This window comes from Streptomyces sp. NPDC046915 (assembly GCF_040644935.1).
Taxonomy (GTDB): Bacteria; Actinomycetota; Actinomycetes; order Streptomycetales; family Streptomycetaceae; genus Streptomyces.
The window spans coordinates 222,036-245,576 of the sequence record NZ_JBEYXB010000010.1 but is presented as its reverse complement, the minus strand read 5'-3'; the positions used below and the strand labels follow the sequence as shown (position 1 = coordinate 245,576).

Sequence of the window (23,541 nt, the reverse complement as noted above, 5' to 3'; positions counted from 1 at the left end):
CGTGGGCGCCGGGGTCAGTCCTGCGCCCGGCCCGTGGTCACGCGGGCGATCATGAGGGCGACGAGGATGATCGCGCCGTAAATGGCCTGGATCCAGAAGGACGGCACCTGGGCGAGGGTGAGCAGGTTCTGCACGACGCCGAGGAGGAGTACGCCGGTCAGCGCGCCGAACATGGTGCCCTTGCCGCCGTCCAGGCTGATGCCGCCGATCACCGCCGCGGCGAACACGGTGAAGATCATGTTGTTGCCCTGGTTGGCGCTGATCGCGCCCACGTACCCGGTCTGCATGATCCCGCCGACCGAGGCGAGGACCCCGGCGACGGCGAACACGCCGAGCATCACCCGCTCCACGCGGATGCCGGCCGCCCTGGCCGCCTCCTGGTTGCCGCCGATGGCGTACAGGGCGCGGCCGACGCGGTGGTACTTCAGCAGGAACCCGGCGATCGCGAAGGCCGCGGCGGCCAGCCACACCGACAGCGGGACGGTGAGGAAGGTGCTGGTGGCCAGGGAGTAGAAGCTGTCCGGCATGCCGAAGAGCGTCTTGCCCTTGGTCGCGCCGACCAGCAGACCGCGCAGCACGATCAGCATCGCCAGCGTCACGATGAACGCGTTGAGCTTGAACTTGACGACCAGGACGCCGTTGAAGGCGCCGACGGCCGCGCCCACCACGAGCACCGCCAGCAGGGCGAGCGGGGCGGGGAGTTCGGTGCCCCAGCCGGACTGCGCGGACGGCAGCACCAGAAGGGCCCCCACGGCGGGCGCGATGCCGACCACCGATTCCAGGGACAGGTCGAACTTGCCGGTGATCAGGACGAGGGACTCCGCGAGCACGACCATGGCCAGCGCGGCGGACGCGCCGAGGATGGAGATCAGGTTGCGCTCGGTGAGGAACGAGTCGTTGACCACCGCGCCGAGCACCATGAGCAGCAACAGGGCGGGAACGAGGGCAAGTTCGCGGGCCCGGCGGAGCAGGACGGCCTTGGTGGCACGCGGGTCGGGAGCCCTGAGAGGGGCGAGCGGCGGAGCTGCCTTGGTTTCAGCCATGGTCCACTCCTTCGATGGAGGCGATCAGCTCGTGGTCGTGCCAGCCGGCCGGGTGTTCGGCGACGACGCGGCCGTGGAAGAGGACGAGGACGCGGTCGCAGCGGCGCAGGTCGTCGAGTTCGTCGGAGACGACGAGGACGGCGGTGCCGTCCTCCCGGGCGCCGTCCACCCGGGCCAGCAGGGACTCCTTGGACTTCACGTCGACGCCCGCGGTGGGGTTGATCAGTACGAGCAGCCGGGGGTCCCGGGCGAGGGCGCGGGCCATGACGACCTTCTGCGCGTTGCCGCCGGACAGGTCGGAGACCGGCTGGTCGGGGCCCTCGGCGTGGATGTCGAGGCGTTCGATGAGGTCGGTGGCGACACCGCGTTTGCGGTCGGGGGCGACGAAGCCGAACCGGCCGAGCCGGTCCAGGACGCCGAGGGTGGTGTTGTCGCCGATGGTCATGCCGGCGACCAGGCCCTGGTCGTGCCGGTCGCGGGGCACGCAGCCGACGCCCGCCTTCAGCGTGGCCCGCACGTCGCCGAAGGGGAGGTCCCCCTCCTCCAGCCGCGCGGTCCCGGCCGTCGGCGTGCGCAGTCCGGCGAGGGCTTCGGCCAGCTCGGTCTTGCCGCTGCCGCTGGATCCGGCGAGCCCGACGACCTCGCCGCGGCGGACGGTCAGGTCGACTGCCTGGTACGTCTCGGAGGTGAGCCCGCGCACGTCGAGCACCACGGGGCCCTCGGCGGCCGCGGCGGCGTGCGCGGTCCGGTGACCCTCGGCGGACTCCCCCGTCACCGCCCCCGCCATCGCCTCCACCAGCGCCGCCCTGGGCAGGTCGGCGACGGGCGCGGTGACGATCCAGCGGGCGTCGCGCAGCACCGTGACGGTCTGGCAGACCTCGTACACCTCTTGCAGGTGGTGGGAGATGAACAGGAAGGTGACGCCGGATTCCTGGAGGGCGCGCATCCGGGTGAACAGCCGCTCGATCTCACGGCTGTCGAGCTGGGCGGTGGGTTCGTCGAGGACGATGAACCGGGCGCCGAAGCTCAACGCGCGGGCGATCTCCACCATTTGACGGTCCTCGACCTTGAGGTCGGCGGTGCGGGCCTCCGGGTCGACGCGCACGTCCCAGGTGCCGAGGAGTTCGGCGGCCTCGGCCCTGAGCCTGCGCCAGCTGATGAAACCGCGGGCAAGGGGCTGCCGGTTGATGAACAGGTTCTCGGCGACCGTCAGTTCCGGTACGACCGTGGGTTTCTGGTAGACGCAGGCGACCTTGCGGCGCCAGGCGTCCCGGTCGGCGAGCGGGGGCGCGGGCTCGCCGTCGAAGCGGACCGTGCCCTCGTCCGGTGCCTGGAGGCCGGTGAGGACGTTGACCAGGGTGGACTTGCCGGCGCCGTTGCGGCCGACCAGGGCGTGGGACTCGCCGGGCAGTACGGTGAGCCGGCCGTCGGCGAGGGCGGTGGTGGGGCCGTACCGCTTGACGATGCCCCGCGCCTGTACGAGTGGGGTGCTCATTTGGCCGTGTTGCCCCAGAGCTTGGGGTCGTCGACGTTGTCCTTGGTGACCAGGGGTGCGGGCAGCTGGTCCTCGAGGATGCCGCTGGGCAGCTTGACGATCGTGGAGTCGTGGTCGGTCGGGCCGGGCTTGAACGTCTTCCCCTTCATCGCCGCCTTGATGTAGTACATGCCGTACTTGGCGTAGGCGTCGGCCGGCTGGGAGACGGTGGCGTCTATCTGGCCCTTGCGGATGGCGTCGAACTCCTGCGGGATGCCGTCGTTGGAGACGATGACGATGTGGCCCTTCTGGCCGGCCGCCTTGAGCATGCTCTTGGACTTCAGGGTCTGCAGGGTGGGCGCGAGGTAGACGCCGCCGGCCTGCATGTAGATGCCCTTGATGTCGGGGTTGGCGTTGAGGAGCGTGTCGAGCTTCGAGGCGGCCGTGTCGGACTCCCACTTGGCGGGGATCTCCAGGACCTTCAGCTTCGGGTACTTCTTCTTCACGCAGGCGCGGAACGCCTCGGAGCGGTCCCGGCCGTTGACCGAGGCGAGGTCGCCCATGATCTGCACGACCTTGCCGCTGGTGACGTGCTCGCCGAGGTAGTCGCAGGCCTTCTCGCCGTAGGCGACGTTGTCGGCGCGGACGACCATGGCGACCTTGCCCTTGTCGGGCGCGACGTCGACGGCGACGACCGGTACGCCCTTGCGTTCGGCCTGGTCGAGGCCGGCCTCGATGGCGGCGCTGTCCAGCGGGGCGACGACCAGGCCCTTGACGCCCTGGTTGAGCTCGTTGTTGATGTCGGTGATCTGCTGCGAGGGATCGCTGTTGGAATTGACCGTCTTGAGCGTCTCGACGCCCTCGGACTTGGCCATCTTCGGTACGTAGTCGTTGTACGACTGCCAGAACGGCGAGGTCAGCAGGGGCAGGATCACCCCGACCTTGCCGGTGCCGCCTCCCCCGGCGCTCCCGGCGCCGGTGTCCTTGGTGCTGCCGCAGGCGGCGAGCACGAGCGAGGCGCCGACGGCTGTGGCCACCGCGCCGACGATCCGGGACCTGCTTCGCTTCCACACTTCTCTGCCGGGCATTTCACGGCTCCTCGTTGAGCGACTTCGAGCAGACGACCGCATACTTATCAGACCACTTCCCCGGAAGAACACCCTCCGGCGGCATATTTTCCGGGTTCCGGGTCGTAGTGGTCCGACCAACCTGGTGGTTAGACTGCGGCGCACCCGGTGAGTGGTGAGTGGAGGAACGGCGTGGACGAGACGGCCCCGCAGAAGGGCACGGTGACGCAGCGCGCCATCGAACAGATCAAGGTGATGATCGGCGAGGGCCGCCTCGAGCCGGGCCAGCGGCTGCCCACCGAGCGCGATCTCGCGGCTCGGCTGGGCATCTCCCGCAGCTCGATGCGCGAGGCGATCCGCGCGCTCACGGTGCTGGGCGTCCTGGAGGCCCGGCACGGCTCCGGGATCTACGTCACCCAGCTCCAGGCCGGTGACCTGCTGGAGACCTTCGGGGTGGTCGCCGACCTGTCCCGGGGCCCGCGCCTGGTGGAGCTGCTGGAGGTGCGCCGGGTCCTGGAGTCCACGGCGACCGCCCTGGCGGCGGCCCGCATCACGCCGGACCAGCTGGCCGAGGTCGAGAAGCACCTGACGGCGATGAACGCCACCGACGACCCGGAGGAGATACTCGCCCACGACCTCGCCTTCCACCGCGAGATCGCGGCCGCCGCCGGCAACGAGACCATGGCCGCCATCCTGGAGGGCCTGTCCTCCCGCACCTTCCGCGCCCGCGTCTGGCGCGGCTACCAGGAAGAGGGCGCCTTCGCCCGCACCCGCCGCGAGCACGCCGCCATCCACCGCGCCCTGGCCGCCCGCGACCCGGAGGCCGCGAGGGCCGCGGCGGCCGCGCACGTGGGCGAGGTGGAGGAGTGGCTGCGGGCGCAGCTGGGTTCCTGAGCCGACGTATCCACGGGCGGTGCAAGGGGAGGGCCGTCTCTCCCTTTCGACACCCGCATTCCGTCGTATTCCCGACCCCCCGGTTCTCTGCTTGGCTGACAGTCGACAGCCGCGGGGCATCGGGGGGTGCCACGCTGTCGCTCAGGTACCGGGGGTACTGCTGTGAAAGCCTCTCAGAGAACGTGATCCCACCCGCGTAGCCGACACCGCGTGCGGTCGGCACCGTCTCACCACTCCTCATTCCTCACTCTTCGCTCTACACCGTGCGGCGACGTCTGCCCGCGCGGTCTCACGGACGCGCCCGCGTTCCGCTCCGCCCTGCCCGCCACCGCCGGCCGGCACGGGCCCAACGCATCGAGCACGAAGGAGGGTTCGGCATGCCTGTCAACGACCCACTGGACCTCGACCACCTCAGGTCGGTACTCGACCAGGCCGGCAATCCATGGCACATGACCACGACCAACATGACGGCGCTCACCGAGGAGCAGCGCGTGGTGCGCCTCGGCGTACCCGTCGAGGAGCGCGACCGCTCCGCCATCGAGAACGCGCGGCAGAGCAGCATCGCCGCCGCCCTCGCGGCCACCGCCGACTCCGTGGGCGCGCCCGCCTCGTTCGACCTGCGCAACATCGGCGGCGTGAACTACACGACCCCGGTCAAGAACCAGGGCGCGTGCGGTTCCTGTGTGGCCTTCGGGACCGTGGGCATGATGGAGCACGTCACGCGCTTCGGCTACCGGGCGCCCAACCTCGCGATCGACCTGTCCGAGGCCCAGGCGTTCTACTACTACGGCCGCCAGGCCGGCCGGAACTGCGGCAACGGCTGGTTCCCCGAGCCCCTCGCCGACCAGGCACGCGACCACGGCATCACCATCGAGGAGTACTTCCCCTACACGGCGGGTGACCAGGACGCCTCGAAGCTCAACGCCGACTGGCCCAACCGGCTGGTGCGGATCCGCTCCTGGCAGTCGGTCACCAACAACCCGGCGGCGATGAAGGAGAACATCGCCACCTACGGCTCCATCACCGCCTGCTTCACGGTCTACCAGGACTTCTTCAGCTACGCGGGCGGCGTCTACCGGCACCGGGCCGGTGACCTCGCGGGCGGGCACTGCGTCACGCTGATCGGCTACGACGACGCGCAGCAGTGCTGGATCGGCAAGAACAGCTGGGGTCCGGGCTGGGGCGAACAGGGCTTCTTCCGCATCGGCTACGGCGAGTGCGGCATCGAGATCTGGCACAACGTGGCGGCGCTCGGCACCGTCATCCACAACTGGCTGCCCGACCAGCGCATCCTCGCGCTGTGGAGCAACGACGCCGAAGCCAACGTCTGGGCGTACGGCGAGCTGCGCGGCTGGCTCAGCCTCAACGGCACGGCCGGGGCGACCGATGCGGCGATGCTCGCCGAACTCGCCGCCTCCAAGGCGAGCGGCGCCAAGGTCGGCATCTACGAGGACAACGGCTCGGTCCAGCAGATCTACGCCTGGTGAGACCGGGAGAGGGAGAGGGGAGTACGAGATGAGCCCGCAGAACCGCGGTCCGAAGGACCAGCCGCAGCAGCAGCCGCCCACCACCCAGGAGGTCCGCTCCTCGGTGGAGCAGGACGAGGCCGGCCGGCCCCTTCTGCTCCCGCCGGGCGTGGACGTGGGACTGAACGGCGGCGCGCTCACCGCGCCGGGCAAGCCGGCCAGTGACGTGATGGTGACCCGGTTCGAGCAGACGGCGGCCGGCGAGGCCCGGCCGACGATCACACCCGAACTCCGCGGCGACCTCCAGGCGTTCGCGGCGGCCCAGGCCGCCACCGGGATCACCGGCACCTGGACGCAGAACGCGGTCGTCGACGCCATGTGGTGCGTCAACCAGACCCGTAACGCCTACCTGCACGTCAAGGGCGGCGCCTGGAAGAAGATCTTCAACGGCGGCGACTGGGCGTTCACCGCCCTGACGACACTGGCCTCCCAGGCCCGCCAGACGGGCCGGCCGATCTCCTTCCGCGAGGAGGCGGACGGCCTCGTCCACGAGATCTACCTGTTCTAGCCGCCCCCTTCCAGCGGCTCCCTGCGCGTCACTCGACGGTGACGCGCAGGGCGTACCGGTCGGCCACGTCGTCGCCCCAGGGCTGCTGGAGCACCAGTTCCAGCCGTGCCTCGCCGGCCTCGGCCGGCCGCAGCCGCAGCACGCGCGTGCCGCCGGCGCCGGGGAGGATCTCGCCCGGCGGCGCGTAGTCGTCGGCCACGACCTCCAGCCCGCCGTCGAGGCTCTCGACGTGCCACCGGTATCCGGTGGTGGCGTTCTCGGGCAGCCGGACCACGATGTCGTCGCCCGGCCCCGCCCGTACCTCCTCGTCCTGCGCCGACACGTGCACCTCGCCCACGGGACCGCACCTCCTCGGCTGTAGGTCCTACCGGTGTACCCCGGGCGTCAGGCCCTGGCCAGCCGGAGCGTCACCAGCTCGAAGGGGCGCAGCGTCAGCCTGACGGCCCGGCCTTCGGGCTCGGGGACGTCCGCGTCGGCCAGCGGGCGCTCCAGCAGGTCGGTCACGGTGACGCCGGCCGGCTCGAACCCGGCCGTGAGCGTGGCCCGGGTCCGGCCGCCGTGCGCCTCGTGCAGCCGGACCACCACGTCACCGCTGCCGTCGTCGGCCAGCTTGACCGCCGTGATCACGACCGCGTCCCGGTCCACCGTCACCAGCGGGGCCACCTCCCCGGCGCCGGTCACCCGCCGCTCGGGCAGATTGATCCGCCATCCCTCGCGCACCGCGTCACCGATGGACGCGCCCGGCACCAGCGCATGCCGGAAACGGTGGACGCCCTGGTCCGTCTCGGGGTCCGGGAAACGCGGGGCCCGCAGGAGGGACGCGCGTACGGTGGTGGTCGTACCCCGGTCGCCGTCGGTGCGTACCGTACGGGTCACGTCGTGGCCGTACGTCGAGTCGTTGACAAGTGCGACGCCCCAGCCGGGCTCCTCCAGGTGGACGAAGCGGTGGTTGCAGGCCTCGAACTTGGCGGCCTCCCAGCTGGTGTTGGTGTGCGTGGGGCGGTGGACGTGCCCGAACTGGGTCTCCGAGGCGTACCGTTCGGCGTGCACGTCCAGGGGGAAGGCGAGCTTGAGGAACTTCTCCGTCTCGTGCCAGTCGACCTCGGTGTCGAGGACCAGCCGCCGCTCCCCCGGCGGCAACGACAGCACCTGGGTGACGCGGGAGGCGCCGAAGGACCGCACGACCCGCACCGAGGTGCCGTCCTCGCCGGGGGCCACCTCGTCGGTGTCGGTCAGGTCGGTGACCGTGTGGCGGTAGAACTCGTCCACGTCCCAGGCGTCCCACATGTTCGGGAAGTCGGGGTGGAGCTGGAGGAGGCCGGCCGCGCGGCCCGGGGCGACGGTCTCGCGGTCCGCCTCGGGGTCGTACACCGAGACGACCAGGCCGCGGCCGTCGATCCCGACCCGCAGCAGGCCGTTGTCCAGGACGTGTCCGCCGCCGGCGCGGGGTGCGAGCGTGGTGCGGCCCTCGGTGACCGGTGTGGCCGCGCCGCCCGCCGGGACGCCCAGGTGGGCGTGCGGTGCCGCGTTGAAGAGGAGCGGTGTGGTGCCCTCGCCGGCCAGGGCGCGCTGGGCCGCGTCGATGATCCCGGTCAGCTCCCCGGCGAGCCGCTCGTAGGTGGCCCGGGCCTCGCGGTGGACCCAGGCGATGGACGAGCCGGGCAGGATGTCGTGGAACTGGTGCAGCAGGACCGTCTTCCAGATGCGGTCCAACTCCTGGTACGGATAGGGGAATCCGGTGCGGACGGCGGCCGTGGCCGCCCACAGTTCGGCCTCGCGCAGGAGGTGTTCGCTGCGCCGGTTGCCCTGCTTGGTCTTCGCCTGGCTGGTGAGGGTGGCGCGGTGGAGTTCGAGGTAGAGCTCGCCGACCCAGACCGGCGGGTCGGGGTATTCGGCCTCCGCCCGGGCGAAGAACGCCTCGGGGGTCTCCCAGACGACGGTGGGCGAGCCTTCGAGGTCACGCAGGCGGGCCGCCCTGGCGACCATCTCGCGGGTGGTGCCGCCGCCCCCGTCGCCCCAGCCGGTCGGTGCCAGGGAGTGGCGGGCGCGGCCCTTGTCCTTGAAGTTCCGGGCGGCGTGGGCGAGTTCGCTGCCCTTCATGGAGCAGTTGTAGGTGTCGACGGGCGGGAAGTGGGTGAAGATCCGGGTGCCGTCGATGCCCTCCCACTGGAAGGTGTGGTGCGGGAACGTGTTCGTGCGGGACCAGGAGATCTTCTGGGTCAGCAGCCACTTGGCACCGGCGGCCCGGATGATCTGCGGCAGGCCCGCGGCGAAGCCGAACGTGTCCGGCAGCCAGGCCTCCTGGTTCTCGATGCCGAACTCGTCGAGGAAGAACCGCTTTCCGTGCACGAACTGCCGGGCCATCGCCTCCGAGCCCGGCATGTTGGTGTCCGACTCCACCCACATCCCGCCGGCCGGCACGAACCGCCCGTCCGCCACCGCCTTCTTCACCCGCGCCCAGACCTCGGGCCGGTGCTCCTTCACCCAGGCCCACTGCTGGGCCTGGGACATGGCGAAGACGAAGTCCGGTTCGTCCTCGATCAGGGCGGTCATGTTGGCGGTGGTGCGGGCCACCTTGCGGACCGTCTCGCGCAGCGGCCACAGCCACGCCGAGTCGATGTGCGCGTGCCCTACGGCGCTGACGCGGTGGGCGGAGGGGACGGCGGGGGCGGCCAGCACGTCCGCCAGCCGTGCACGGGCCTGTTGCGCGGTCGCGCCCACGTCCTGGAGGTCGATCGCGTCCAGTGCCCGGTCCACCGCGCGCAGGATCTCCCAGCGCCGCACGGAGTCCACTGGCAGCTCGGCCATCAGCTCGCCGAGCACCTCCAGGTCGGTCACCAGCCGCCACACGGTCTCGTCGAACACGGCGAGGTCCATGCGGGCGAGGGTGTACTGGGGTTCGACGCCCGCGGTCTCCTTGTCGCCCAGCCGGGTCGGCAGGAACGGGTGGTAGTCGAGGATGACGGGATTGGAGGCGGCCTCGATGTGCAGCCGCACCTCCTCGCCGCCCTCGACGGGCGCGCCGACGCGGACCCACTGGTTGCGCGGGTTGAGGCCCTTCACCGGGGTGCCGTCGGGCCGGTAGACCAGGCCCTCGCACTGGAAGCCGGGCATGTTCTCGTCGAAGCCGAGGTCGAGCAGGGCCTCGACGGTCCTGCCCGCCCAGGCCTCGGGCACGGTCCCGGTCACCCGGAACCAGCTGGTGCCCCAGGGAGCACCCCACCGGGCGCCCACCTCGATCGGCTCGGGCTCGGCCGCGAGGCCCTCGGCGACGGGTACGGGTTCGCCGGGCGCGTGCCACACCGCGACCTCCAGCGGCACGGACTCGGGGTACACGGCGGGGCGGACACGCTCGTCGAGGACGCGCCTGAGGCGGGCTTCGACCAGGCTGCGGTCGTCATGCATGCGGGGTGCTCCAAGGCTGGGGGACGGTTACCAGGGGTGGGTCACGGCCACGGGTGCCGACGAGGTGTAGAGCTCCCCTACGGAACGCAGCTCGAACCGTGCCGCTCGCTCGCCCTGTTCGGGCTGGAGCCCGGAAACGTAGTACGCCCGCTGGCAGGTGCCGCCGAGGAAGCGGCGGGTGCCGTCGGGCAGCAGGCGGTGCAGCGTGTAGTGACGTACGTCGCCGGGGGCGGCGGCCCAGGCGAGGCGCAGGTCCCCTCCGGACGCGGCGGTGACGCGCAGGTCGGCCGGCGCGGCGGGCGTGGTGACCGTGTCCCGGACGGCGAGCCCGCCCAGGCGCCACTTCACCGGGCCGTCGGTCGTGGTGAGCCGCACGCCGAGCGCGTGGACGGTCCCGGAGAGGCCTGTGAGCGGGACGGTCACGGTCTGCCAGCTGTTGCCCGAGTTCACCGGCAGATACGTGTACGGAGGCGTCCCACCCGGCGCGCTCGGCTCGGCGGTGGCGACGGCGAGCTCGACGTTCACATCGCCCGCGTCGATGCGATGGGTCAGCTCGACCACCGTGTCACCACCGATCGCCAGCCGTGTCGCATACACGTCCAGGACCGCCGGCCCGTCCAGTTCACCGTCCACCAGCACACTGCTGCCGCCCCGCCACGCGTCCGCGAAATCGAAGGAGACGGCCGGCCGCTGCCCCCGCGTCCGCACCACCCACCGCCGTGAAGGCAACCGGTCCTGGAGTCCGAGGTGGTTCCACGCCGCGTCCGACGTGACCGCCCCCTCCTCGTACCACCGCAGCCCGTGCCCGGTGTTGAACGTGCTCGCGAACGGCGTCCCGGTCACCGTCGACCGGTCCGCCACCGAGACGGCGGGCGCCCGCCAGGTGTCGGTGCCGTCCGGCTGCGACGGATCGAGCGACCGCCCGGTCCAGAAGCGGTCGTCGGAGGCGTGGAAGTCGGCCGGAGTCCGGGAGGCGGGCAGATGGTTGCGGGTCCACTCGGGCCGGTAGAAGCCGACCGAGGTGATGTGCGCCTTGCTGCTCGGCACGATCGCGTCCCAGTTCACGCTCGTGTTGGACCCGTTGGACTCGACGTCCACGCCGGCCCACAACTCGTAACGGCTGCGCCCCACTCGGCCGGCCGTCCGCCCCGACGTGGCGAGGCTGCTCGCCGACCACCGGAAGTCCACGAACATGTCGTCCGCGGCCTGGAAGAACGCCTGGTTCTGGCTGTCGAGGGCGCCCTGCCAGCTCACCGTGCCGTTCACGGTCATCGCGTCGTACCAGGTGACCCGCTGCCCCTTCGCCGCCGCGAGGGACTTCAGTTCCCGTACGAAGCCGAGCATGTCGGTGCCGAGCGCGGTGTTCCCGCCGCCGGTCTCGGCGTTGACGAACCAGCCGTCGAATCCGTAGGCGGCGGCCACGGCGACGAGTCGCGCGGCCAGCGGGTGGTGCCCGGCGGAGTCCTTCTGCACCAGGTCGCGGGTCCACCGCAACTGGCCGCCGTAGGCGGTGGGCGGCAGGAAGATGTTGCCGAGGACGGGCACGCCGTGCCGGTGTGCGGCGTCGACGACCGGCGCGTTGGGCGCGAGGATCAGGCCCTCGCCGGCCGAGCCGCCCCAGAACACCAGCTCGTCGAGGTACGCCCAGTGGGTGAGCGTGTAGTAGTCGGCGGTGGCCGAGCCCTGGGAGGGGTTGGCCGAGGTGGGCCCGAAGGAGACCAGCGCCTGGACGCGGGCCTGGCCGGAGCGGGCCGTGGTGTTGGCCGGGGTCGGGGTGAAGCGGGCCGCGAGCGGCACGGAGGCCGCGTTGAAGGCGAGGTCGGCGTCGTCGGCGGCGCTCCAGGTCTTCAGGCTGCGCCAGGTGATGCCGGTGCCGGGGGTGCCGGAGGGCAGCGAGTCGGGGTACCAGTACGAGGCGTACGGCGGGGTTGCGGCCTCCTTCGTCTTCTCGGCGGCCATGGCCTGGGCGGGGAGGAAGGCCGCCGCGGTGGCGGCGATCAGGACGGTGCGTCTGCTGGGGATCACGAGCGGGTGCCTCCTGGTGGGGTGGGGAGTACCTGTTCGGGAGTGACGACTTCGGTGATGCCGCGTGCCGCCAGATGGTCCTGGTCGTCCGTGCGGGTGTCGAGGACGGTCGTGGGGCGGGCTCCGTCGGCGGCGAGCCGGAAGTAGGCGTCGAAGACGGGTCCGCCGGGTGCGCACCCGGCGCGCCGTGCCGGGTCGGACGGCACGACGAGGGCTGTGCTCCGTGCGGTCGGCGGCGTCGTGGAGGCCGCCTCGGCGAGCACGCGTGCGATGTCCTTGGGCTTGCGGTCGTTGGTCAACAGACCGAGGCCGTATTCGAGTTCGGGGAAGTCGGCGAGGCCGCGGCTCACGTCGTGGGAGCACCACCAGGTGACGCCCCACAGGTCGGGGCAGTCGAGTACGGCGGTGATGGTCGCCTCGGCGAACGCGGCCGCGTGCTCGGCGGGGATCAGCGGGGCGGGCGCGCCCACTTCCTGGAGCCATACGGGCCTGTGCGGGTCCTCGGCCCAGGCCTTGCTCAACTCGACGAGGTAGGCGGCGTGTTGCTCGGTCTGCGGGGATGTCCGGCCGTGGCGCTGGGCGGTGCCGTCGAAGACCCAGGAGTGCACGGCCGTCACCGCGCCGTGCCGGGCGGCCTGGGCCGGGGTGAACGGCATGTCGTCCTGGTACCAGGTGGCGTCGTACTCGGCGTGCAGGTGCAGCCTGCCGGGGGCGCCGTCCTCGCAGGCGGCGAGCATCCGCGCGAGCCATGCGTCGATCTCGTCGGACGTGGCCCGGTCGGGGTCGGGATGCGGGCCCGCGGAGAACTGGTTGACCTCGTTGCCGAGGGTCATGCCGATGAAGTTCGGCCGGTCGGCGAGGGCGGCGGCGAGGGTGCGCAGGTAGGCGGCCTGGCCGTCGAGGACGTCCGGGTCGGTGAAGAGGTTGCGCCGGTGCCAGGTGCGGGTCCAGGCGGGCAGGAAGTCGAAGCTGCTCAAGTGCCCTTGCAGACCGTCCACGTTGACGTCGAGACCGCGTTCGGCGGCCGCGTCCACCAGGTGTACGAGCTGTTCCACGGCCCGGGGCCGGATCAGTGTGCGGTTGGGCTGGAAGTACGGCCACAGCGGGAAGACCCGGATGTGGTCGAGGCCCAGCGCGGCGACGGAGTCCAGGTCGGCGCGTACGGAGTCGAGGTCGAAGTCGAGCCAGTGGTGGAACCACCCTTCACTCGGGGTGTAGTTGACGCCGAAGCGCACGGCAGGGGACATGTGTCGGTCCTTCGGACTCGGGTGGGTTCAGCCCTTCACCGCCCCCTCGCCCACCCCGCGGAAGAAGTACCGCTGGAGACAGGCGAAGAGCGCGATCAGCGGTGCCACGGCGATGACTGTGCCCGCGGCGACGAGCCGTTCGTCATTGGCGAAGGTGCCGTGCAGGTAGTTGAGGCCGATGGTCAGCGTGTACTTGCCGGGGTCGCTCAGCACGATCAGCGGCCACAGGAAGTCGTCCCAGGCGCCCATGAAGGCGAGGATCGCCACGACCGCGACGGTCCCCTTCACCGAGGGCAGGGCGATCCGCAGGAACCGCTGCCAGGCGTTGGCGCCGTCGACGTAGGCGGCCTCCTCGATCTCGTACGGCAGGTTGCGGAAGGCGTTGCGCATCAGCAGCACGTTCATGGCGCCGATACAGCCGGGCAGGACGACACCGATCAGGGTGTTGTTGAGGCCGAGCTCCCGCATCGTCGTGAACTGGGCGATGATGATGCCCTCCACGGGCACGAGCATCGCCAGGACGAAGACGAGGGTGGCGACGCGGCGGCCCCGGTAGCGCAGCCGGGCCAGGGCGTAGCCGGCCAGGGCCGAACCGGCGCAGTTGGTCACGACGCTCGCGGTGGCGACCTTGAGGGAGTTCAGGGCGTAGTCCCACACCGGGATGGTGTTCGCGACCCGCTGATAGTTGTGCAGGGTGGGGTGGCTGGGCAGGAACCTCGGCGGCGAGCTGAAGACGTCCTCCGTCGGGCCCTTGAGCGAGGTGGACAGCTGCCACAGGAACGGGCCGGCGGTCAGGGCGAGTACAGCGAGCAGCAGCACGTAGCGCAGGACGAGTTCCCACGCCCGGATGCGGCGGCCGTTCTCGTCGGTGACGCTCACGTCTCGTCCCTCCGGTCGGCCCGCAGCACGAGGAGCATCAGAGCGACGGTGACGGCGAAGACGACGACCGAGAGGGCGGAGGCGTAGCCCACGCGGCCGGTCAGGCCGGTGCCGGTGCGCTGGACGAGCATCACGAGCGTGGTGTCCTCGCCCGCCGGCCCGCCGGCCGGGCCCGCCATCAGGTACACCTCCGAGAACACCTTGAACGCGGCGACCGAGGACAGTGCCCCGACCAGGACCATCGTGGAGCGGACCGCGGGCACGGTGACCGTCAGGAAGCGGCGTACCGCGCCCGCCCCGTCCACGGCTGCGGCCTCGTGCAGCTCACGCGGCACATCGGCCAGCGCGGCCAGATAGATGATCATGTAGTAGCCGAGGCCCTTCCACACCGTGACGGCCATGGCGCTCAGCAGGAGCAGCCACTGGTCGCTGAGGAAGCCGACCCGGCCGATCCCGACGGTCTCCAGCAGCGAGTTGATCAGGCCGCGTTCGTCGAGCAGCCACACCCAGATGAGCCCGACCACCACGATCGAGGCGACGACCGGGGTGTAGAAGGCGGACCGGAAGAAGGTGATGCCGGGGATGTTCTTCCGCACCAGCAGCGCGAGCAGCAGGGGCAGGATCACCAGTGCGGGGACGACTCCGAGGACGTAGAGGGTGCTGTTGCGCAGGCCGGTCCAGAACATGTCGTCGTGCAGCAGCTCGCGGAAGTTGGCGAGGCCCACGAAACGGCCCGGGACGAGGGTGCGGCGGTCGGTGAAGGCGTCGGCCAGCGTGGAGAGGAACGGGTACAGGGTGAACGCACCGGTGATCAGCATCCCGGGTGCGGCGAACAGCCAGGGACTGGAGGGCAGTTGACGCCGTATCCGGGAGACGGCGGACGTGGCCATCGCGCACTATCCCTGCTGCTTGAGCAGCGTGTCGCAGGCCTTGACAGCGTTGTCGAGAGCCGCTTTCGGGCTCTCCTTGCCCTGGAGCGCCTTGGCGACCTCGTTGCGCAGTGCCGTCTTCATCTGCTCGCTGAACAGCACGGGCGTGTAATTGACTGCGTTCTTCAGCGACTTGGCGGCGGCGATCCGCACCCGCGTCTCGTCGCTGCCGTCCTCCTTGGTGAAGTACGGGTCGTCGAGGGAGCCCGCGGTGCTGGGGAAGATGGCGACCTTCTTGGCGAAGGACATCTGGTTGCGGGCGTCGGTGACGTAGTGCGCGAAGGCGACGGCGGCCGGGGTGTGCTTGGTCCTGGAGTTGACCATCACGCCCATGACGTACATGTTGACGTGGCCGGTGCTGGTGATCTGGTCGGTGATGCCGATGTTCTTGTACAGGCCGGGCGCCTGCTTCTTGAAGTTGCCGAGGTCGAGGGCGCTGCCGGGGTTCATGGCGACGGCCTGGGTGAGGAACTTCTTCCCGGAGGACTCGGGCGTGGCGGTCAGCGCCTGCGGGTCGAGGGCCTTGGCGTCGTACAACTCCTTGTATTCGGTGAGGAGTTGTACGCCCTTGGCGTCGTTGAAGGTGAAGGCGGTGCCCTGCTTGTTCATGAGCTCGACGCCGTAGCGCCCGAAGTCCTCGACGGTGGGGACGTTCGCGAGGGTGGCGACCTTGCCGTCGCTCTTCTTCGCCATCCGGAGGGCGTCGGCGAAGAGGTCGTCGTACGTCCTCGGGGGCTGGTCGGGGTCGAGGCCGGCCTTCTCGAACAGGGACTTGTTGTAGAACAGCGGCCCGGTGTTGAGGTACCAGGGGAAGGCGTAGGTGCCGGTCATGCCCGGTATCCGGTGACCGGCCCAGGCTCCGGCCAGGTACTCCTTCCGGTACTTCGCGGCGGACTTGTCGAGGTCGAGTGCGAGGCCGGCCTTGGCGAGCGGGGCGACGAGGTCCGGGGAGACGTTGACGACGTCGGGCAGGGTGCCGCCGGCCGCGTCGGCGCTGATCTTGTCGGCGTAGCCCTCGGCGGGCTGGTCGATCCACTTCACATGGGTGCCGGGGTGCTGCTTCTCGAAGCCGGCGATCAGTGAGTCGAAGTACGACTTGAAGTTGGCGCGCAGATTCCAGGTCTGGAAGGTGATGTCGCCCTCGATCTTGCCGGAGGCGTCGGCCGATCCGCCGTCGTCGCCTCCCGAGCCGCAGGCGCTCAGCGGCAGGACGAGGGCGACGACGACGGCTGCGGCGAGGGTTCTGCGGGATGTGGGCACGGTGACACGGCTCCCTTGCGGCCTCGGTGGCGGTGACGCGAAGGACCATGCCCGGCCGCTTCGGATAAAGTCAATGCATTCATCCGAACTAAAGAAATCCGGCCCTCATTAGTGCAGGTCAGCGACGAGTTGGCGAGAATTGGCCACGCGGCACTAATGCGCTTTAGACTTACTGCACTCAAGCGCATTAGCTCCTGCGCCGAAGAAGACGAAGAAAGGGGATGGAGGAACATGCCGGACAAAAGGTCGCCCGCGCGCCGGCCGACGATGAAGGACATCGCGCGGCGCGCCGGGGTCTCCGAGAGCGCGGTCTCCTTCGCGCTCAACGGCCGTCCCGGGGTGTCGGAGGTGACCCGGGACCGGGTGCGCCGGGTCGCCGAGCAGCTGGGCTGGCGGCCCAGTACGGCGGCGCGCGCGCTGTCCGGGGAGGGCGCGGCCACGGTCGGCTTCGTCCTCGCCCGCCCCGCCCACACCCTGGGCGTGGACTCCTTCTTCCTGCAACTGGTCTCCGGCATCCAGGAGGTGCTGGCCGAGCGGCACCTCGGGCTGCTCTTCCAGGTGGCCGAGGACGTCGAGGAGGAGTGCGCGGTCTACCGGCGCTGGTGGGCCGAGCACCGGGTGGACGGGGTGCTGGTCGTCGACCCGCGCACCGACGACCCGCGCCCGGACCTGCTCGACGGACTCGGCCTGCCCGCCGTGGTGATCGGCGGGGCGCCGGACGAGCGGTATCCGGGCCTGTCCGCCGTATGGGCCGACGACGCGGGCGCGATGGCGTCCGTGGTCGACGAGCTGACCGCCCTGGGCCACCGCCGGATCGTGCACATCGCCGGCCTGCCCGGCCTCGCGCACACCCAGCGCCGGGTACGCACCCTGCGGGCGGAGGCCGAGCGGCGCGGGCTGACCGAGGTGCGGTCCCTGACCACCGACTACTCGGACGCCCAGGGCGCCGCGGTGACCCGCCGGGTCCTCGGCCACTCCCCCGCACCGACCGCTCTGATCTACGACAACGACGTGATGGCCGTCGCCGGGGTCGCCGCCGCCGCCGGGCTCGGCTTCTCGGTGCCCGGGGACGTGTCGGTCGTCTCCTGGGAGGACTCGGCGCTGTGCCGGATGGTCAAGCCGTGGCTGTCCGCCCTGTCCCGGGACAGCGTGGAGTTCGGCCGCACGGCGGCGACCGAGCTGACCGCGCTGCTGGACGGGGGCCCGGCGCGGGCCGTACGGGTCCCGGTGCCCCGGCTGGTCGGGAGGGACAGTACGGGGGCGGCACGGGCCTAGGACCAGGGAGCCGCAAGCTCCGGGGGTGCCCGGGACGGCGGGTGGGCGGACACTGGGATGGATGGGCCGGACGGCCGGTGCGCGCGAGGGGGTGTGACCATGGCCAGGACCCGAAACGCAAGCCCGTGGGCGTGGCGGTGGCGCCGCAACTCACTGAGGCGCCGCAGCGATGTCGTCGAGGCCTGGATCGTGCTGGCGGCGTGGCTGGCCGCCCTGGTGGGCAGCGTGCTCGCCGGGCTGGTGGCGGCGAACGCCGTGGCCCGGGGGCTCGACCGGCAGTGGGAGCAGCGCCACCCCGTGCAGGCGGTCCTCGTGGGGCGGGCGCCCGATGTCGCCTCGGGGCGGACCGGCGACGACGGCCGGGTATGGGTCACCGTCCGCTGGACGACGCCGGACGGCACGGTGCACACGGACCGGGCGAAGGTGCGTCCCGGCACGGAGTCGGGCGCCGCGGTCACGGTGTGGACGGACCAGCGGGAACGGGTCACCGCCAAGCCCCTGTCGCCCGGCGAGGCCGGGTTCCGGGCGGCGTGGACGGGCACGCTGGTCGCCACCGGCACGGTCGCCGCCGTGTTCGGCGGGGCCCAGCTGGCTCGGGCGGGTCTGGAGCGGCGGCGGCTGCGGCAGTGGGACGACGAGTGGGCGCGCGTCGACACTCGCCGGGGCGGTCTGACCGGCTGACCGGCGCGGTCCTCCGCCCGGTCTTACGGAGTGGTGACACGGCGGCCCGGCTCGTGCGGTGAGCGGCCCTCGCGGACCTAGCCTGGCCGCATGCGTGTACTGGTCACCGGCGGTGCCGGGTTCATCGGGTCCCAGGTCGTCGAGGCGCTGACCGCGCGCGGGCACGAGCCGCTCGTGCTCGACGTGCGGCGGGATCCGGGCGCCGACGTGCGCAATCCGACGGCGGTCGCCCGTGCCCTGTCCGGCGTGGACGCCGTGTGCCACCAGGCGGCGATGGTCGGTCTCGGCACCGGGTTCGCCGACGCGGCGGAGTACGTCTCCCGCAACTGCCTCGGCACGGCCGTCCTGCTCACCGCCATGGCGGAGGCGGGCGTGCGGCGCCTCGTCCTGGCGGGGTCGATGGTCGTGTACGGGGAGGGCCGGTACGAGTGCCCCCGGCACGGGGTGGTGCGGCCCGGCCCGCGTGCCGTCGCCGACCTGGACGCGGGCCGCTTCGAGCCGGCCTGCCCGCTCTGCGGCGCCGGTCTCGCGCCCGGCCTGATCGGCGAGGACGCCCCGGCCGACCCCCGGAACGTGTACGCGACGACCAAACTCACCCAGGAGCACCTGGCGGCCGCGTGGGCACGGGCCGGCGGCGGGTCGGCGGTGTCGCTGCGCTACCACAACGTGTACGGGCCGGGCATGCCCCGGGACACCCCGTACGCGGGCGTCGCCTCCTTCTTCCGCTCGGCGCTGGCGCGCGGCGAGGCCCCGCGGGTCTACGAGGACGGCCGCCAGCGGCGGGACTTCGTGCACGTACGGGACGTGGCCGCCGCCAACGTGGCCGCGCTGGAGGCGAGTCCGCCCGGCGGCACGCTCACGGCGTACAACACCGGCAGCGGCGAGCCGCACACGGTCGGCGAGATGGCCCGCGCCCTGGCGGCGGCCTGCGGCGGCCCGGAGCCCGTGGTCACCGGCGAGTACCGCCTGGGCGACGTCCGCCACATCACGGCGGACTCCACCCGGCTGCGAGCGGAACTCGGCTGGAAACCGGAGACCTCCTTCGAGGAGGGCATGCGCGAGTTCGCCCGGGCCCGGCCGGGCGGCGAGTGACGGACACCGTTCACGCCCCGGCAGCCGGGAGGGTCACCTCGAAGCGGCAGCCGCCCGGGATGTTGTGCACGGTGGCCCGGCCCTGGTGGGCCTCGACGATGCCGCGGACGATGGCGAGGCCGAGGCCCGCGCCGGCCGGGGGTGTGCGGGCGTGGGTGCCGCGCCAGCCGGTGTCGAAGACGCGGGGGAGGTCCTCCTCGGGGATGCCGCCGCAGCCGTCGGTGACCGAGAGCACCACGCCCTGGGGCGATCGTTCGGCGGCGACGGCGACGGTGCCGTCGGCCGGGGTCCGGCGGATCGCGTTCACCAGCAGGTTGCCGAGGACGCGGCTCATCTCCTTGCCGTCCACCTCGACCGGCACCGGTTCGACGCGGTCGCCGACGAGGCGTACGCCGTGCTCGCGCGCGAGCGGGTCGGCGCCGGCGAGGGCGTCGCCGACGAGGTCGTACACGGAGATCCGGCTCGGGCTCAGCGCCAGCGCCCCGGCGTGGATGCGGGAGAGCTCGAAGAGGTCCCCCACCATCTCGTTCAGCCGCTCCACCTCGGTGCGGATCTGTGTGAGGTAGCGGGCCGGATCGGCGGCCACCCCGTCCTCCAGCGCCTCCGACATCGCCCGCAGCCCGGCGAGCGGGGTGCGCAGATCGTGCGAGATCCAGGCGACGAGCTCGCGCCGGGAGGACTCCAGGGCGCGTTCCCGCTCCCGGGACTCGGCGAGCCGGGCACTGGTGGCCGCCAGTTCGCGGCTGAGCTCGTCCAGTTCCGCGGTGGCCGGGTGGGCGGGCGCGGCGAAGTCGCCGCGGTCGCCGAAGGAACGGGCGGCCAGGGCGAGTTCCCGGCTGCGGGCGACCACCCAGCGGCCCAGCAGCAGGGCGGTGGCCAGGGACACGACGGCCGCCATCGCGACGACGGTCGTCACCACGCTCAGGTCGTGCGCGGACAGGAACATCGCCTGCGCCACGGCCATGGTGCCCGCGAGCATCGCGAACACGCCGACCGCCGCCACCACGCCGAGCGACGCCGTGAGCGACCGCCGCCGGATCAGCCGCAGCACGGCCGCGCCGGCCAGCCCGGTGGCCGCGGCGCCGAGGAAGGCGTACAGGGCAATGAGGAAGGTGTCGTGCATGGTCAGTCCGCCTCCCGGCCCCGCGGGTCGAAGCGGTAGCCGACGCCCCACACGGTCTGGATCAGGCGGGGCCGGGCCGGGTCGTCCTCGACCTTGCCGCGCAGCCGGCGGACGTGGACGGTGACCGTCGACAGGTCGCCGAAGTCCCAGCCCCACACCTCGCGCATCAGGTCCTCCCGGGCGAAGGCCCGCCCCGGGTGCCGCAGGAAGAAGGCGAGGAGGTCGAACTCGCGCAGGGTGAGGGCGAGTTCGGAGCCGCTCTTGGTGGCCCGGCGGGCGGCCGGGTCGAGGGTCAGGCCGGCCGAGCTCAGCGTGGACGCCTGGGCGGCGGGCCGGGTGCGGCGCAGCACCGACTCCACGCGCAGCACGAGTTCCCGGGGGCTGAAGGGCTTGGTGACGTAGTCGTCGGCGCCCACCTCCAGGCCGAGGATGCGGTCGTCCTCGTCGCCGCGGGCGGTGAGCATGATGACCGGCACCGGCCCGTGGGCACGCAGCCGGCGGCACACCTCCAGGCCGTCCATGCCGGGCAGCATCAGGTCCAGGACGACCAGGTCGGGCCGGTGCGCGGCGGCCCGGGTGAGCGCCGCCGGTCCGTCGTCGGCCCGGTCCACCGTGTAACCGGCGCGGCCCAGGTACCCGGCGACCACTTCGGCGACCGTGGGATCGTCGTCGACGACCAGGACCCGGGCGGCGGCGGGCGGCCGGGGCTCGGCGGGGGTCCCCGCCTGCGTGAACTCGTACGGCTGCTGCATGCGTCCAGCCTCGCACCCCGTCCCCGCCCGCGCCGCCGCCGGACCCGGCCGGGCCCCGACGTCCGCGTTTCGTAAGAAGCCGAAGCCCGATATGCTCGTTTCGCGTTCGTAGGGTGAGAACCGTGACGACCACTCCCACACCCACAGGGGTCGACGTGGTGCTCCCCTGTCTCGACGAGGCCGAAGCCCTGCCCTGGGTCCTGGCCCGCATTCCGCCCGGCTGGCGCGCGCTGGTCGTGGACAACGGCTCCACCGACGGCTCGGCGGACGTCGCCCGCGCGCTCGGCGCGACCGTGGTGCACGAGCCGCGCCGTGGCTTTGGCGCCGCCTGCCACGCGGGGCTCACCGCCGCCGACGCCGACATCGTCTGCTTCTGCGACTGCGACGCCTCGCTCGACCCGGCGCTGCTGGTGCCCTTCGTGCGGGAGGTGCGCGCCGGCCGGGCCGACCTGGTGCTGGGCCGGCGCCGTCCGCAGGGCCGGGGCGCCTGGCCCGCGCACGCACGGGCCGGCAACCTCGCGCTCACCCGGATGCTGCGCCGCCGCACCGGGCTGCGTCTGAAGGACCTCGGGCCGCTGCGCGCCGCCCGTCGCGAACCGCTGCTCGCCCTGGACCTCACCGACCGGCGCAGCGGCTACCCGCTCCAGATGGTGGTGCGTGCCGCCGACGCCGGCTGGCGCATCACCGAGCACGACGTCCCCTACCGGCCACGCTCCGGCGCCTCGAAGGTGACCGGCACCTGGCGCGGCACCTGGCAGGCGGTACGGGACATGAGCCGCGTCCTCGCCGAGGCGCCCGCCCGCCCGGCCGTCCGAGGAGGCAGCCCCCGGTGATCACGCTGCTCGTCATCGCCAAGGAGCCCCGGCCCGGCCGGGTCAAGACCCGGCTGACCCCGCCGTTCACCGCCGGTGAGGCGGCCGAGCTCGCCGAGGCGGCCCTCGCGGACACCCTGCACAGCGTGGCCGCGGCGCCCGCCGGCCGGCGGGTCCTCGTCCTCGACGGGAACCCCGGGCCGTGGCTGCCGCCCGGCTTCGACGTCGTACCGCAGTGCGCGGGCGGGCTGGACGAACGGCTGGCCGCGGCGTTCGCCGGATGCGACGGGCCCGCCCTGCTCATCGGCATGGACACTCCGCAGGTGACCCCGCGACTGCTGACCGTCGGCTTCGACGACTGCGACGCGTGGTTCGGCCCGGCCGAGGACGGTGGCTTCTGGGCGCTCGGCCTGGCGTCGCCCGACCCCGGCCTGCTGCGGGGCGTGCCCATGTCGACGCCGGTGACGGGTGCCGCGCAGCGGGACCGGCTGGTCGCCGCGGGCCTGCGGGTGCGCGATCTGCCCCGGCTGCGGGACGTCGACACGGCCGCCGACGCGCGCGCGGTCGCCGCCCTAGCCCCGCACGGCCGCTTCGCCGCCCGGTTCGCCCGCCTGACCGCGGCGGCGGGCCGGTGACCGCCGCCCACGGCCTCGGTCTCCCGGGCGCCACGGCTCCGCCCCGGCCACCGGGGACCCGTACTCCCGGCGCCCGTGTGCCCGCGCCCGCCCGGCCGGGCGACGGTCCGTCCACGGCCGCCCCCGACCCCGGCGAGTCGGCGCCCGCCTGGTCCACCGACGACTCCTACTCCGCCGCACTGCGGACCGGACGCGGCCCGTTGTTCCTGCGGCGGGCCGACGGGTGGCTGCTGCCGCTGGAGGTGGAACGCTGGTGCGCCAGGGCCGACGAGACGGACCTGGGGGTGCTGGCACGGTGCGAGGGCGCCGTGCTCGACGTGGGCTGCGGCCCCGGCCGGCTGGTGGCCGCGCTCGCGGCGCAGGGGCGGCGGGTCCTCGGTATCGACGTCAGCGAGACGGCCGTCGCCCGCACGGTCCGGCGGGGCGGTACGGCATTGCGCCGCTCCGTCTTCGAGCCGCTGCCGGACGAGGGCGGCTGGGGCACCGCGCTGCTGCTGGACGGCAACATCGGCATCGGCGGGGACCCGGCGGCGTTGCTGGACCGGCTCGCCCGGCTGCTCGCCCCGGGCGGGCTGCTGGTCGTGGAGACCGCGCCGGTCGACGTCGACGAACGCGCCCGGGTCCAGGTCGTGGACGCGACGGCCGCGGCGGGACCGGCCGCCCGCCCGTTCCCCTGGGCGCGGCTCGGCACGCCGGCCCTGCTCCGGCACGCGGCTCGGGCGGGCTGGCGTGCCGAGGATCAGTGGACGGCCGGTGCCCGCCGCTTCGTCGCCCTGCGCGACCGCCGCAGCCGCAGCACCCGCAGTGCCAGCAGCAGCGCGGAGCCGCCGAACAGCACGGCGGTGATCAGCAGCCAGCGGGACAGGAAGCCGTCCGCCGAGAGCCCCGCGGCCGACCGGTAGCGCGCGCTCACC

The 23,541-nt window shown here is 72.5% G+C and carries 21 protein-coding genes; 9 read left to right on the top strand and 12 right to left on the bottom strand.

Annotated features, from left to right (window positions below):
• Positions 1–14: 14 nt before the first annotated feature.
• From ABZ915_RS26440 to ABZ915_RS26430, 3 genes are read right to left on the bottom strand one after another with little or no spacing between them, the layout of a single operon-like run.
• Entirely contained in the window at positions 15–1,043 is a 1,029-nt protein-coding gene (locus tag ABZ915_RS26440) for an ABC transporter permease (RefSeq protein WP_361807977.1), read from the bottom strand.
• Positions 1,036–2,538, bottom strand: coding sequence for a sugar ABC transporter ATP-binding protein (locus tag ABZ915_RS26435; RefSeq protein ID WP_361807974.1), 1,503 nt, complete (start codon positions 2,536–2,538; stop codon positions 1,036–1,038). Before ABZ915_RS26435 ends, ABZ915_RS26440 begins: the two co-directional genes overlap by 8 nt.
• On the bottom strand, positions 2,535–3,605 hold the full coding sequence (locus tag ABZ915_RS26430) for a sugar ABC transporter substrate-binding protein (RefSeq protein ID WP_361807971.1): 1,071 nt from the start codon (positions 3,603–3,605) through the stop codon (positions 2,535–2,537). The genes ABZ915_RS26435 and ABZ915_RS26430 overlap by 4 nt, the downstream gene beginning before the upstream one ends.
• A gap of 171 nt (positions 3,606–3,776) precedes the next feature.
• Here ABZ915_RS26430 and ABZ915_RS26425 point away from each other — a divergent pair, with 171 nt between their 5' ends.
• The 3 genes from ABZ915_RS26425 to ABZ915_RS26415 all read left to right on the top strand — a co-directional run bounded on the left by ABZ915_RS26425 (position 3,777) and on the right by ABZ915_RS26415 (position 6,512).
• On the top strand, positions 3,777–4,478 hold the full coding sequence (locus ABZ915_RS26425; protein WP_361807968.1) for an FCD domain-containing protein: 702 nt from the start codon (positions 3,777–3,779) through the stop codon (positions 4,476–4,478).
• A gap of 377 nt (positions 4,479–4,855) precedes the next feature.
• Positions 4,856–5,965 (top strand): C1 family peptidase, encoded by a 1,110-nt coding sequence (locus ABZ915_RS26420; RefSeq protein ID WP_361807965.1) that lies wholly within the window; start codon positions 4,856–4,858, stop codon positions 5,963–5,965.
• A 28-nt stretch (positions 5,966–5,993) separates the two neighbouring features.
• On the top strand, positions 5,994–6,512 hold the full coding sequence (locus tag ABZ915_RS26415) for a hypothetical protein (protein WP_361807962.1): 519 nt from the start codon (positions 5,994–5,996) through the stop codon (positions 6,510–6,512).
• A 28-nt stretch (positions 6,513–6,540) separates the two neighbouring features.
• Here ABZ915_RS26415 and ABZ915_RS26410 read toward each other — a convergent pair whose 3' ends face one another.
• From ABZ915_RS26410 to ABZ915_RS26380, 7 genes are read right to left on the bottom strand one after another with little or no spacing between them, the layout of a single operon-like run.
• Positions 6,541–6,849, bottom strand: a complete 309-nt coding sequence (locus ABZ915_RS26410) for a protease inhibitor I42 family protein (RefSeq protein ID WP_361807959.1) — start codon at positions 6,847–6,849, stop codon at positions 6,541–6,543.
• A 47-nt stretch (positions 6,850–6,896) separates the two neighbouring features.
• Positions 6,897–9,917: a glycoside hydrolase family 38 C-terminal domain-containing protein gene (locus tag ABZ915_RS26405; RefSeq protein ID WP_361807956.1), complete on the bottom strand. Its 3,021-nt coding sequence runs from the start codon at positions 9,915–9,917 to the stop codon at positions 6,897–6,899.
• Positions 9,918–9,944: 27 nt separating this feature from the next.
• Entirely contained in the window at positions 9,945–11,942 is a 1,998-nt protein-coding gene (locus ABZ915_RS26400; RefSeq protein ID WP_361807953.1) for an endo-beta-N-acetylglucosaminidase, read from the bottom strand.
• Positions 11,939–13,177: a glycosyl hydrolase gene (locus ABZ915_RS26395; protein ID WP_361808317.1), complete on the bottom strand. Its 1,239-nt coding sequence runs from the start codon at positions 13,175–13,177 to the stop codon at positions 11,939–11,941. The genes ABZ915_RS26400 and ABZ915_RS26395 overlap by 4 nt, the downstream gene beginning before the upstream one ends.
• A 39-nt stretch (positions 13,178–13,216) precedes the next feature.
• Positions 13,217–14,068 (bottom strand): carbohydrate ABC transporter permease, encoded by an 852-nt coding sequence (locus tag ABZ915_RS26390; RefSeq protein ID WP_361807950.1) that lies wholly within the window; start codon positions 14,066–14,068, stop codon positions 13,217–13,219.
• Positions 14,065–14,958 (bottom strand): sugar ABC transporter permease, encoded by an 894-nt coding sequence (locus ABZ915_RS26385; protein ID WP_361807947.1) that lies wholly within the window; start codon positions 14,956–14,958, stop codon positions 14,065–14,067. The genes ABZ915_RS26390 and ABZ915_RS26385 overlap by 4 nt, the downstream gene beginning before the upstream one ends.
• Before the next feature lie 6 nt (positions 14,959–14,964).
• Positions 14,965–16,257 carry a sugar ABC transporter substrate-binding protein gene (locus ABZ915_RS26380; protein WP_361807944.1) on the bottom strand — a complete coding sequence of 431 codons (1,293 nt, stop codon included), beginning with the start codon at positions 16,255–16,257 and terminating at the stop codon, positions 14,965–14,967.
• Between the two features lie 231 nt (positions 16,258–16,488).
• On the opposite strand from ABZ915_RS26380, the gene ABZ915_RS26375 reads away from it, so the two are divergent.
• The 3 genes from ABZ915_RS26375 to ABZ915_RS26365 all read left to right on the top strand — a co-directional run bounded on the left by ABZ915_RS26375 (position 16,489) and on the right by ABZ915_RS26365 (position 19,305).
• Positions 16,489–17,532, top strand: coding sequence for a LacI family DNA-binding transcriptional regulator (locus tag ABZ915_RS26375; RefSeq protein ID WP_361807941.1), 1,044 nt, complete (start codon positions 16,489–16,491; stop codon positions 17,530–17,532).
• A 99-nt stretch (positions 17,533–17,631) separates the two neighbouring features.
• Positions 17,632–18,213, top strand: coding sequence for a hypothetical protein (locus tag ABZ915_RS26370; protein ID WP_361807938.1), 582 nt, complete (start codon positions 17,632–17,634; stop codon positions 18,211–18,213).
• Positions 18,214–18,303: 90 nt separating this feature from the next.
• Positions 18,304–19,305 carry an NAD-dependent epimerase/dehydratase family protein gene (locus ABZ915_RS26365; RefSeq protein ID WP_361807935.1) on the top strand — a complete coding sequence of 334 codons (1,002 nt, stop codon included), beginning with the start codon at positions 18,304–18,306 and terminating at the stop codon, positions 19,303–19,305.
• 10 nt (positions 19,306–19,315) lie between these two features.
• Here the strand turns inward: ABZ915_RS26365 and ABZ915_RS26360 are convergent, their stop codons facing one another.
• Complete coding sequence (locus ABZ915_RS26360) at positions 19,316–20,428, bottom strand: HAMP domain-containing sensor histidine kinase (RefSeq protein WP_361807932.1); 1,113 nt, start codon at positions 20,426–20,428, stop codon at positions 19,316–19,318.
• Between the two features lie 2 nt (positions 20,429–20,430).
• Positions 20,431–21,180 carry a response regulator transcription factor gene (locus ABZ915_RS26355; RefSeq protein ID WP_361807929.1) on the bottom strand — a complete coding sequence of 250 codons (750 nt, stop codon included), beginning with the start codon at positions 21,178–21,180 and terminating at the stop codon, positions 20,431–20,433.
• A 113-nt stretch (positions 21,181–21,293) separates the two neighbouring features.
• Here ABZ915_RS26355 and ABZ915_RS26350 point away from each other — a divergent pair, with 113 nt between their 5' ends.
• From ABZ915_RS26350 to ABZ915_RS26340, 3 genes are read left to right on the top strand one after another with little or no spacing between them, the layout of a single operon-like run.
• Positions 21,294–22,013, top strand: a complete 720-nt coding sequence (locus tag ABZ915_RS26350) for a glycosyltransferase family 2 protein (RefSeq protein WP_361807926.1) — start codon at positions 21,294–21,296, stop codon at positions 22,011–22,013.
• The gene (locus ABZ915_RS26345; RefSeq protein ID WP_361807923.1) at positions 22,010–22,627 is read left to right on the top strand and encodes a DUF2064 domain-containing protein; all 618 of its coding nucleotides are present in this window, start codon (positions 22,010–22,012) and stop codon (positions 22,625–22,627) included. Before ABZ915_RS26350 ends, ABZ915_RS26345 begins: the two co-directional genes overlap by 4 nt.
• Positions 22,624–23,529: a class I SAM-dependent methyltransferase gene (locus tag ABZ915_RS26340; RefSeq protein ID WP_361807920.1), complete on the top strand. Its 906-nt coding sequence runs from the start codon at positions 22,624–22,626 to the stop codon at positions 23,527–23,529. Before ABZ915_RS26345 ends, ABZ915_RS26340 begins: the two co-directional genes overlap by 4 nt.
• Positions 23,530–23,541: the final 12 nt, after the last annotated feature.